This is a genomic window from Streptococcus suis, assembly GCF_016743335.1.
Lineage (GTDB): Bacteria > Bacillota > Bacilli > Lactobacillales > Streptococcaceae > Streptococcus > Streptococcus suis_Y.
Genome location: NZ_WCJE01000007.1, coordinates 14,351 through 25,368 on the forward strand (window position 1 = coordinate 14,351; position 11,018 = coordinate 25,368).

10 protein-coding genes are annotated in these 11,018 nt (G+C 41.7%); all 10 read right to left on the minus strand.

The window, feature by feature from the left end:
- Positions 1 to 286: 286 nt before the first annotated feature.
- The 10 genes from F9856_RS03415 to F9856_RS03460 all read right to left on the minus strand — a co-directional run bounded on the left by F9856_RS03415 (position 287) and on the right by F9856_RS03460 (position 10,989).
- A complete protein-coding gene (locus F9856_RS03415) occupies positions 287 to 1,753 on the minus strand; it encodes a glucosyltransferase domain-containing protein (protein WP_202105733.1) in 1,467 nt (488 codons plus the stop codon).
- A gap of 19 nt (positions 1,754 to 1,772) precedes the next feature.
- Entirely contained in the window at positions 1,773 to 3,365 is a 1,593-nt protein-coding gene (locus F9856_RS03420; protein ID WP_202105734.1) for a glucosyltransferase domain-containing protein, read from the minus strand.
- A gap of 86 nt (positions 3,366 to 3,451) precedes the next feature.
- On the minus strand, positions 3,452 to 3,607 hold the full coding sequence (locus F9856_RS03425; protein ID WP_202105735.1) for a hypothetical protein: 156 nt from the start codon (positions 3,605 to 3,607) through the stop codon (positions 3,452 to 3,454).
- Positions 3,607 to 4,401 carry a hypothetical protein gene (locus F9856_RS03430; RefSeq protein ID WP_202105736.1) on the minus strand — a complete coding sequence of 265 codons (795 nt, stop codon included), beginning with the start codon at positions 4,399 to 4,401 and terminating at the stop codon, positions 3,607 to 3,609. The genes F9856_RS03425 and F9856_RS03430 overlap by 1 nt, the downstream gene beginning before the upstream one ends.
- Positions 4,325 to 4,903 carry a DUF6056 family protein gene (locus F9856_RS03435; RefSeq protein ID WP_202105737.1) on the minus strand — a complete coding sequence of 193 codons (579 nt, stop codon included), beginning with the start codon at positions 4,901 to 4,903 and terminating at the stop codon, positions 4,325 to 4,327. The genes F9856_RS03430 and F9856_RS03435 overlap by 77 nt, the downstream gene beginning before the upstream one ends.
- Positions 4,904 to 6,382, minus strand: a complete 1,479-nt coding sequence (locus tag F9856_RS03440; protein WP_202105738.1) for a nucleotide sugar dehydrogenase — start codon at positions 6,380 to 6,382, stop codon at positions 4,904 to 4,906.
- A 116-nt stretch (positions 6,383 to 6,498) separates the two neighbouring features.
- Positions 6,499 to 8,001, minus strand: coding sequence for a hypothetical protein (locus tag F9856_RS03445; protein WP_202105739.1), 1,503 nt, complete (start codon positions 7,999 to 8,001; stop codon positions 6,499 to 6,501).
- Positions 7,998 to 9,029: a glycosyltransferase family 2 protein gene (locus F9856_RS03450; protein WP_202105740.1), complete on the minus strand. Its 1,032-nt coding sequence runs from the start codon at positions 9,027 to 9,029 to the stop codon at positions 7,998 to 8,000. Before F9856_RS03450 ends, F9856_RS03445 begins: the two co-directional genes overlap by 4 nt.
- Before the next feature lie 2 nt (positions 9,030 to 9,031).
- Positions 9,032 to 10,021: a glycosyltransferase family 2 protein gene (locus tag F9856_RS03455; protein ID WP_202105741.1), complete on the minus strand. Its 990-nt coding sequence runs from the start codon at positions 10,019 to 10,021 to the stop codon at positions 9,032 to 9,034.
- Positions 10,018 to 10,989 (minus strand): glycosyltransferase family 2 protein, encoded by a 972-nt coding sequence (locus F9856_RS03460; RefSeq protein WP_202105742.1) that lies wholly within the window; start codon positions 10,987 to 10,989, stop codon positions 10,018 to 10,020. The genes F9856_RS03455 and F9856_RS03460 overlap by 4 nt, the downstream gene beginning before the upstream one ends.
- Between the last annotated feature and the right edge of the window lie 29 nt (positions 10,990 to 11,018).

Consider the following 11,018-nt stretch of genomic DNA (forward strand, 5'->3'; position numbering starts at 1 on the left):
CGTTAACTCGCTTTGCCGTACTCCAGTACAGCCTGCAGCTCGTTGCCTAGTACTAAAAGTAAACTAAAAGACTATAAAAATCGCAAAGGTTGACCAATTGCTGACTAAAAAATACTCTACATATGCAGAGAGGTAGCTCGTGGGAAGTACTCTCAGATCAAAGACAAAGTCGCTAGAATGACATTTCTAACGACTTTCAGAATGAAGACAAACCTCAATCGAGATATTTGTCTTTTTTCCATCTTCTAGCCTAAATTTTTTCTTTTTTCTAAAATAGAGGACCTTTTCAATACACCGCCATATGAATGGTATCACCTTTGATGATGATTTGGTCTGGTGAGAAGGTTGACCAGTCCTTGCTTTTAAAATAGGCTTTTATAGCGGAATCTCTTTCTACTCGTTCAAGCTTTTCCCCTGTCATATACGTATAGATTGAAAATGGGTAGAAATTTGTAACGGGGCTTTTCACTAAATTCCCCGTGTTAAGTATTCCCGAATGACTATCTATAAAGTCTGTATATTGATTATCCAAGCGAGGATGTGCATCTGTATATATTGCTCGCTTTGTTACTTTTATCTGCGTCTTTTCCTCATAGTCACGAACCATTTGCTGTACCACCTGCATACGGTTTTGGTCCAACTGGGTGACGACTATCTGTTGTAAAAATATTTTGTTAAATGTCAGCGTAAGTACTGCTAGATAGAGGGTGACTAGTGTACCTTTGACTAGCTTAGCCTTTTTGAAGTCTAGTCTAGCCAATAATAAGAAGAGACCAACCAAACAAGCAGCCGAATACGTAGACCGAGCACCTGAACCAGCTTTTGTAACCAAACTTAGGGCACATGGCAAAAGAAACAATAAAGGAAGAGCCAGCAAGATAAGCTTCGCTCTCGTCTTCTCAGCTGCTGTTCCATTAAGTTGTCGTTTCACTCTCCAGAGGAGATAGCCAATGGCAAGCAAAAGTGAAAACAAAAGAAAACCATCGGGACCAATGTTGAAACCTAAAATATATGATTTGATCAAACTTTTTAAAAGTTGTAACATTCGAGCGACTAGTCCGAGATTTTCAAGATTAAATCGACCAATGCCAAAGAGTTTTAGGTAAAGAAGTGAAACAAGACCACTCACGACAAATGGGATAGAGGAGATGAGAAAGCTACGAATAGCAGTCTTAACATCTCGTTTTTCCACCGCAAAACACAGACAAAGCATCAAGTACAAGGAAGTAAAGGACTGGTAGGTGAGCATGGATACTGTCGCTAAAACGGTAGAAACCAGGAGCCAGTGCGTGATCGGTTTGCAAATCCGTATATAAGTGGCAAGAATAGCCATCAATAAAGCAAACATCATCATACCACGTTCAACAAATAAAAAATAGCTGATGATAAAGGGATTGACCAAGATGATTAATGACAAAAAAGGAGCCATCAAAGAGGAAGCTACCTCAGTCGTTTCAAACAATCTCGCTAAACACCACACAGACAAGCCCAGAAAACAAAGTGCTAAACAACTTGAGATAAGCAAATAGAGTTCTGGCGCTTGATGCAGACTCCCCATCAGGATAAAGAATAAAGAAATGAAAGGACGCCCATTTCTACGAGACATGTTGATGGCACTTTCCATCCATGTGCGATTAAAATGAATATACGTATCAGCTGTAAAACTCGGATAGAAACTCAATCCAAGGACGAGTAGCAGGAACAGGATTACCCCCCCTGCTACTATTTTTTTATTGTTTTCTTTTGCGGACATGCAATCTCCTTCTCATTTATCATTCAACTAGCTTTCCATCTTCCTTCAAGCGAATGTAAATCATCTTATCATCCCCATAGATAGTGTGGTAGTATGTGTCCACTAGCATAGGAAGATGTGTTAATGCAGGAAGTTGAGTGTCGGGTATGCCTTTAATTGTTTGCACAGTAGGCAAGTGACTCAGCATTCTACGATCCCAATACTCATTATGACTGATTGCTAACATTGGGTAGGCAAGAAACTGCTTTTTTAAGGTCGGTGGCGCAGGAATCTTTCCAGTAAAATATACATCTACTGTCTCTTTATTCTTAACCTGTGGTAAGTGACTCAAATCCTCATAGACCAACTGAAGACGGAAGTTTCTATAGTCATCAATAGTCGCTAGAGCATTTCCATAGACCAAAGCATAGATAAAAAAGCTGTAGGCAAGGACAAGAATTGGTAAACGAAAAACAGGTCGTTCCCCCTGCTCTACTAAAACCACTCCACAGAGGACGACAACGACCGCTAGACCGTACATGGCACGAGTATGTGTCTGCGGTTCTACCAGAATGGGGTAGAAACCAAAAGATAGTAACAACATCAATACAAGCGAGACAAGAGGTAGGCTAAATCCAAAAAGATTTCTCTTTTTTCTAATAAAGTACACTAGGAAACTTCCAAAAATGACCAAAGTGGAAATAAGCCACAAAGGGGTAGACCCATCCCATACCTTGCTAAAATAAGCTGTATAGTTTTTTAGGAGAAACTCAGGAATCTCCAAAAGAGCAGGAATACTTACATCAAGATAATCTTTACGAGGAGCAATCATAACAACTAGATAGAAGTACAGAGCACCTGCTCCATATCCTAACAGCGACTGCCAGAAGAAGTCAACTAATGTCTGATGCCAGCCCTTCTCCTGCCACATTCTCAGGAGCAATAGGATGACTAGCATGGGAAAAATCCCAAAAGAAGCCTGGTAGGATGTCATGACCAGTAAGCTTCCAAGAAAACAAGCTAAGACATACCATCTAGCCCCTGAAAAGCGGAACACAAGCGGAAAGACCGCAGCAAGCAGTGAGAAAGCCATAAAAGGAGCATCAAATTTATAGCTAAGATTGACGATGAAAAAAGGATTTAAACCCAAAGGTACAAGTGCTACTACTTCCCAAATCGTAAATGCCTTACGCTTATAAAGCAGACCTAATAGGAGAATACCAACAAGAGCTAGGATAGCGACTGCCAGTATCTGACTATAGGGAGAGACATCAACCGCAAACTTACCCCCAAAAAAGTAAATGGAGCTTCTCTCCGTAAAAAAGCGACTCCAATCATCCCAACCTCGATTACCTCTAAAAAATCGCCCTTGATCATCATTATAGTAGACATTTGCTCTCAAAAGGGCACTAATCCCAAGGAGATAAATGCCAAACAGGATGGCAAAGCTTGTTTTCGCCGAAAAGACCCACTTCTTGGTCGCTACTTCGCATGATAGACCCTGCCACCAATTGACAAGCAGTCTATGAAAATGTGACAAAACCTGAGCAATAATCGGAATAGCAAGAATCCGAAGAATGTTAGTTATGGTAAAACTAATGCTAATGCCCATCCAACCAAATAATTTTGTCACCATACCCCCTACAATCAAGACTGCTAGAGGGAGGTAAGTCGCATAGCGAGACCAATCATAGATTGACCCAAACCCATTCTCTTCTGTTATATATATATATATATATATGCAGTCGCTATCGCTCCCAACATCACCAATAGGGCTAAGGTTGTACGATGAGTGACTGTCAGCATGAAAAAGGCTGACAGCGATAGCAAACTCGCCCATCTAGGCGGAATGATTTTCTGAATCTTATCTAACATCATAGACTTCCTTTCTGAATAGTGAGATGTTTTCTTTTTATATCCATCAACCTAGAGACGAGCAAACACGACAGGTAGATGAGGTAGAGTGCCAAGATAAAGGAGATACGATCCCCTGATGTAAAAATAGTTCCAGAAAAACCAACCATAGCTAGACTTGCCACAGCTACAAACCAAAAATAAACCAAGTCCAACCGTCTAAAGACCAGATAAAGGGCGTAGGCAATCAAGCAGAGCAGACAAATGATAGCTACTACAAACAAAGCAGATACTTCCTGTGTCAGCCAACCAGGAAGCGTTTTAACCTTTCCGGCATAAAATTTAGGATAAGCAAATAAATCTTGTAAGATTCCCATGGAATTACCGACCTTCATAAAGAGCTGACCAAGGGACAATAGAGCCATAAAAGGTACAAAAAGCAAGAAAGGGAACAACTGCTTTTTAGCCAGAGGTGTCAGGAAAAGATTTAAGACCAAGAGCAACAAAAAGACAACAAAGAGATGATTGATATTATACAAAAGCGTCTTTCCAACATGAGACAAGCCTAATAATGTCTTATCCCACAAGGTTAAATGAAAAAACTCAGGAAAGTATTTATTTGCTTGCTTCATAGCCCGTGAGGACACCCCAGGTGACAAAAGGGCAAAGACAAGATTACACCCTGTGAGGAAGAACAAAAGCCATCCAAGTGGTGGTAGACCTTTTTGCCTCCACCATTCATAGGCCCAAACGGCTAGAGAAACAACTGCTACTTGCTCGTGATTCGTAGCAAAGAGTAGTAATATACTCGACATAATATATATATATATATATATATATATTATGTTTGAATTTTCTTTCTTGGTAGCTACGATAGAGAAGAAAACTGGCTAAACCTGCTGTCACTGGCCATAGGTAGTTTAGATTGGTCATCATCAAGCCGGGAATTAAAAACATCGATATCGGAAGTAGAGCAAAGAACCCCACAAGAAGAAAAAGGTACTTGACTTTCCTCCCCAAGCTATTGGCTAGTATGATATCCAGTAAGCCAACAAAGACGAGACTATTGAACAAACGGAAGAGTTTAGGGAGGTGACTAAACAGCAAGGCAAAACTTTCAATAAACAGGCGACTCGACCAAATCTGGTAGCGCTCGACCATAAAGTCCAGACTGAATGACCTATCCGGCCACCACTTATCGTCCATGATGACAGGGTAGGACCATTGTAAGACAAATAATACAAGGGCAAGTAAGAACAGCATAACGGGGTAAGGATTGGTGTAGAAGCTACTTCCCCATACTTTTATCATTCTCATCTAATCTCTCCTAAAAATATCTCTGGTGTAGACCTTATCTGCTACATCATCTAAAACGGCATCGTAGCGATTGGCGATGATGGCATGACTTTTCTTTTTAAAGCTGGCTAGATGATTGACCACCTTAGAGCCAAAGAAGCGGCTACCATTTTCCAAGGTCGGCTCGTAGACAATGACCTGTGCCCCCTTGGCCTTTATCCGCTTCATCACGCCTTGAATGGCACTCTGTCTGAAATTATCCGACTGACTCTTCATGGTCAAGCGGTAAATCCCAATCACCAAGTCCTTCTCATTCTCCTGATTATAGCTTCCATGGTCAGTGTAATCATAGTAACCAGCCATCTTCAACACCTGATCAGCGATAAAATCCTTTCTTGTCCGATTGGCTTCGACAATGGCAGACATCATGTTTTGAGGTACGTCATCGTAATTGGCAAGTAACTGCTTGGTATCTTTGGGCAAGCAGTACCCACCATAGCCAAATGACGGATTGTTGTAGTGCTGACCTATCCGTGAATCCAAACCGATACCAGTAATAATATCCTGAGTATTCAAGCCTTTCAATTCTGCGTAGGTATCCAGTTCATTAAAATACGACACACGAAGCGCTAGATAGGTATTGGCAAAAAGCTTCACTGCTTCTGCTTCTGTCGCACCCATCTGTAGCAGTGGCGCATCATTCAAGGCTGCATGAGCAAGTAAAGCAGCAAATTGGCTAGAAAGCTCCTGAACCTCTTCACTGTCTGTAGCTTCGCAAGATACGATAATGCGTGATGGATAGAGATTATCGTATAGTGCTTTTGATTCTCTCAAAAACTCTGGACTAAAGAGGATACGACCCGTTTGGAACTGTTCGCGCATCCGCTGGGTAAAACCAACTGGCACTGTTGACTTGATGACCATAACCGCCTGCGGATTGACAGCCCTAACAAGGGCAATCACCGCCTCGACATGACTCGTATCAAAGTAGTTTTTTGCACTATCGTAGTTTGTCGGAGCAGCAATCACGACAAATTCTGCTTCTGCATAGGCCGTCTCAGCATCCAAGGTCGCCATCAAACTTAAGTCCTTTTCAGCTAGATAGGCTTCAATATAGTCATCCTGGATGGGAGAACGTCCCGCCTGTAAAAGCGCAACCTTTTCTTCCACGACATCAACTGCGGTGACATCATGGTATTGTGCCAGCAAGACAGCCAAGGAGAGTCCGACATAGCCAGTCCCAGCCACTGCAATCTTCGTCCGAGAAGGAATGTCTCGCTCTATCTTTTTCTCCACATAAAAATCCGTCACATCACATGCCAATGTCTGAGCCAGCAACTCCAACTGAGCAAGACTGGGAGTATGTTCTCCCTGCTCAATACGACTGATGACAGAACGATTGATGCCTGTCCTATCAGCTACATCTTGCTGTGATAGGCTGTCTTGACGGCGTTTGTTTAGTAATGTATTCGCTAAAACTTCTAATGAAAATTGTTTCATCACATCTATCTCCTAACATGATTGATAAAATCTATTATACAATTTGTGACGAAAACAATCAAATCATGAATCTGTTGTGCTATTTATTCGCGAAAATGTTTCATTTAAGAACACCATCATCCGAATACTCTTGCTACAAGTTTTTTCGTCAGTTGTCGAAATTCCTGACTCAAGACCCAGTTACAGACAAATAAGAGTACGGCTACATAGACAAGTGCTGCAAGCCCTGGAAGGATAAAATCGACGTAGCTCGATACCTGGAATGGATATAGGAATTGAAAAGACAAGCCCACCACCACGATAAACAAAGCACCGCCAACACTCATCAAAGAAGATTTTTTCCCATCTATATAGAGTATCTCTCGGCTCAGATAGCGATTATTGTAGAAGAGGCGGTATAAATTGGCAACGACTGCTGCTACCGCCAAGCCCACAAGACCAATGGATAAAAACAAAACAAGTGACAAGACGATGAGCACTATAGACTCAAAAATAAAACTCTTTCGATTCCTTTCCCAATGCCCTGCCGCCTTAAAAGCGTAGGAAGACATAATTCGTGTATTATCTAAGAAATCAGATACGAGATAGACATAGGCAAAGACTGGCTGGACATAATCTGCCCCTGAAAATTTTCTCGCATAGTGGGATAAAAATGCCATGAAGAGACAGGCCGCCACTGTATAGATATAGACAAACCAATTATGCCAGAGATAGACCTGATGCTGGTAACTCTTTCGCGTTTCCTCGATTGATTTTGTGGCTAACTGATGCCCCAAAACAAAGTCCAGATTATTAAAAGCTGTTATTGCTAGACTGCTAAACATAGAGACAAATCTCGTATAGAACGTAAAAACGGACACCAGCGCTAGCCCATTGAAATACGAAATAATAAAAATAGCACTGGAGTTTCGAGTGGTATAAAGGATGTGGTCAATGACTGCCAGAGGGTTATTTTTTAAGGGGATGACTTCTGCTTCTGTCGATTCATTCTTAAGAAAAGGATAGTGTCGCTTCACATACAGCCAGATTAGGATAGGAGTTAGCAAGCCTAGTCCAGCCATCAAGCTCTTATAGCCGAGATAGGAAATCCCAGCCGTCACAGCCACAATCACAGAAAGCTGCGTCACGACCTGCATCCCAATCCCGATGCTCATGGAAACATAGGACTTCCCGTCTGCCCGAAGCAACATCCGATGCTTGCGCCGAAACATGTACTCTACAAAAGTACCAAAAGCTGAAATAAGGGTCAATACAAGCATGGTCCAGCGGTCAAACGGCATCTGGATAATAACAGGCAGACCGATACCAATCAATAGGGCATACAACGCAAACATCAACCCCTGTCGCCTGAAAAACTGCTCCGCAGAATTCAAAATCGTATTGACTTTCTTATAGTCCTTATCCGCCAAAGGTTTGTAAAGCTGAGCCTGAACAATGGTCGGAACACTAGAGTCAAAGGCGGCAAAATAGCCCAGATAGGCTGACAAGGTAGCCCCCAATCCTCTCAAATCTGACCCAAAATGACTGATAATCAACCCAGGAGCAATTAAGCCAAATACAATCCCAACCAGTTGAGAAAGATAGGAGGTTAAAACCGTTCTAAAAATCTTTTTTTTCATCTTTGTTTTCTCAACTTCCATATCTTTCTAGCATACCAATGATACCCTATCGCAAGATGATAGTGGTGTTTGGCAACGAGCTTCACTAGCTTTTTATAGCGGTGAAAAATGGGCATCGTATCAAGATAGGCAACACTTTCTTGAAAGTAAGGAGGTTGGCCTAATTGTTTTAAAAATAGATATTTTTCAGTGTAGCTTCCACTGCTTCGTAAGCCTTTTTTCAGCAACTTTACCTGATCGCGAAGGGCGACTTCTCGCAGAGATTGTTGATAAACGTTTCTTTCTTCCAAGGGATAGGCCTGTAACCGCTCAAAAAGAAGAGCATTGAGGTAGCTCCTAATCTGGTAACGCTTGACTAGCGTGAGTGACATAAACATACTCTCCTCGTATATCCGATGAAAATAAAGATTTTCCCCAAGATAATAGGGCGATTGACATTTTTCATAAAGGATACTCGTAGGCAAGACATCTCCGAATGTACTTGGATCATGCTCGCCACATTCCTCTACTGTAGGAGCTATCTCACGTTTAAAAGCCTTGTACCACATGGCAGATCCATACTGACTGAAATACCATGAGAGTAGGTCCTTTTTAGCAATCCTCTCATACGACGTAAAAGGAAAGTCCTTACAGGCCAGCTCAAAATCTGCCTGCTCTGAAAAATTGTACAACACCATATCTGCATGGGTCTCTACTACTAAGTTATAAATCTGCTCCAGACAGTCCTTGCGAAGGAGGTCATCCTGATCAAGACTAACGATATAGCGACCTTTTGACGCTTGATAGCCCGTCAAACGAGATGCCAGCTCCCCTTTATTGACCACATGCGATAGGATACGCAGAGGCTGAGCCAACTTCTCCTGAAACTCTTGGCTGATAGCAACCGTCCTATCTGTCGAACAATCATCCACCAAAACAATCTCAAAATCCTGAAAAGTCTGATAACGACAGGATTCTAAAGCCTGCTCCAGATAATCTTCGCCATTGTAAACAGGGATATTGATTGAAAAAAAAGGTCTGTGACTCATTTTCAAAATAACCTTCTCCGTATTCTAGATTTAAAACGTCCTAATAGGATTAAGATAGGATAGCGATGAACGGTAAACCAGTGACGTTGCTCGGGGGTGACTTCCTCGAAGTTCAGATAAGCCAAGCTTTCCTGAAAGACAGGAGATGAACGCACATGCTGTAACCGTCTGAAAAAGTCAAAATCATCAGCTGCTACTGAGAGATAGAGAGCAGAAAACCATTTCACACGACGAACCATACTAAACTTCATAACATCGCCGAGTCTTTTGTACTTTTCCTGAAAATAAAGCTCTAATACCACTTCTGAATCAAAAAAACTGGCATCAAGTGCATTACTCGCACTATTTGAAACCTGTCGATAAAAATAATAAGCTTCATCAATAGAAAGTGGTTTCTGAGCATGCTCCATCACATAAGCAGAGACAACCCCGTCCTCACCAATGCCAATGTTGGGTAACTCTTTATAAAAATCAGCAGGCGGGCAAAGCGAACGGTGAAAGACTTTAGTCCACAGTGTCATCAGATTCCCTTTACTAAAAAAAGCATCTAACACCTGCTTAGGGTCTAAAATCTCATCTGTCGGAAAGAGACAGGGTCTTTGTTTCCTTGAAAAATCAGCTTTGATAGAATAATTTGTCAACACTAGATCCGCACCCGTCTTCTGTATTCGCTGAAAGACTCCTTCAAGATAGTCACTTCTCATCTTATCGTCAGCGTCAATACAGAGGATGTAGTTTCCTCTAGCTTTTTCCATTCCTCTGGCACGCGCGACTAATGACCCCTGATGATGACTTTCTATCAAGCTTATCTGCTTGCCATATCGCTTCAGGAAATCGTTGACAATCTCCACACTACCATCATGTGACCCATCGTCAACTGCTATCAATTCAAAGTCTTGGTTGGTCTGTCCAAATACAGCCTCCAAAGCCTCTACCAGATAGGGCTCGGCATTGTAGATTGGCATGATAATCGAAAAAAATGGTTTTTTCAAAATAACCTTCTCCAAATTTTTAATAGATAGGGAACAACATATGCTAACGGGTCTAGGATGGGATAGCGATGAACAGTAAACCAATAACGCTGCTTGAGGGTGACTTCAGCAAGATCTAGATAAGCCAAGCTTTCCTGAAAGACAGAAGATGACCGAACATATTTTAACCTTGTCAAAAACTCAAGATAATCAGCTGCCGCTCTAAGGTAAAGAGTAGAAAACCATTTCACACGACGAACCATGCTAATTTTGACAATATCTCCAAGTTTTGCGTATCTTTCTTGAAAATAATACTCTAGTACCACTTTTGAGTCAAAAAAATTTGTGTCCAGTGTATTACTCAAACTATTTGGAACCTGTCGATAAAAATAATAGGCTTCGTCAATAGAAAGTGGTTTCTGAGCATGCTCCATCACATAAGCAGAGACAACACCGTCCTCACCAACGCCAACATTGGGTAACTCTTTATAAAAATCTGCAGGTGGACGAAGGGAACGGTGAAAGACTTTACTCCATAAGGTATTCAGATTGCCTTTTAAAAAAAAGGTAGCAAACACTTCTTGCGAATCCAGAAGCTCGTCTGTTGGAAAGAGACAGGGGCGTTCTTTGTTGGAAAAATCATCATTGATAGAATAATTTGTCACCACTAGATCAGCACCTGTCTTTCGTATCCGCTGGAAGACACCTTCAAGATAGTCATGTCTCATCTTATCGTCTGCGTCAATGCAGAGAATATAGTCACCTCTCGCCTTTTCCATCCCTAAAGCACGCGCAACTAAGGGCCCCTGATGAGGACTTTGAATCAAGGTCAATTGCTTCTCATAGCGCTTCTGAAACGCTTTGACAATCGCCACACTGCTATCATGTGACCCGTCATCAACCGCTATCAATTCAAAGTCTTGGTTGGTCTGTCCAAAAACAGCATCCAAAGCCTGTTCCAGATAATCTTCGCCATTGTAAATAGGCATGACAATCGAAAAAAAAGGTCTGTGACTCA

What these genes read in the sequence shown, in the direction of transcription:
- F9856_RS03440 (WP_202105738.1), bottom strand. Translation starts at nt 6,382, where the DNA reads ATGAAACAATTTTCATTAGAAGTTTTAGCGAATACATTACTAAACAAA.
- F9856_RS03445 (WP_202105739.1), bottom strand. Translation starts at nt 8,001, where the DNA reads ATGAAAAAAAAGATTTTTAGAACGGTTTTAACCTCCTATCTTTCTCAA.
- F9856_RS03460 (WP_202105742.1), bottom strand. Translation starts at nt 10,989, where the DNA reads ATGCCTATTTACAATGGCGAAGATTATCTGGAACAGGCTTTGGATGCT.
- F9856_RS03435 (WP_202105737.1), bottom strand. Translation starts at nt 4,903, where the DNA reads ATGAGAATGATAAAAGTATGGGGAAGTAGCTTCTACACCAATCCTTAC.
- F9856_RS03415 (WP_202105733.1), bottom strand. Translation starts at nt 1,753, where the DNA reads ATGTCCGCAAAAGAAAACAATAAAAAAATAGTAGCAGGGGGGGTAATC.
- F9856_RS03425 (WP_202105735.1), bottom strand. Translation starts at nt 3,607, where the DNA reads ATGTTAGATAAGATTCAGAAAATCATTCCGCCTAGATGGGCGAGTTTG.
- F9856_RS03430 (WP_202105736.1), bottom strand. Translation starts at nt 4,401, where the DNA reads ATGTCGAGTATATTACTACTCTTTGCTACGAATCACGAGCAAGTAGCA.
- F9856_RS03450 (WP_202105740.1), bottom strand. Translation starts at nt 9,029, where the DNA reads ATGAGTCACAGACCTTTTTTTTCAATCAATATCCCTGTTTACAATGGC.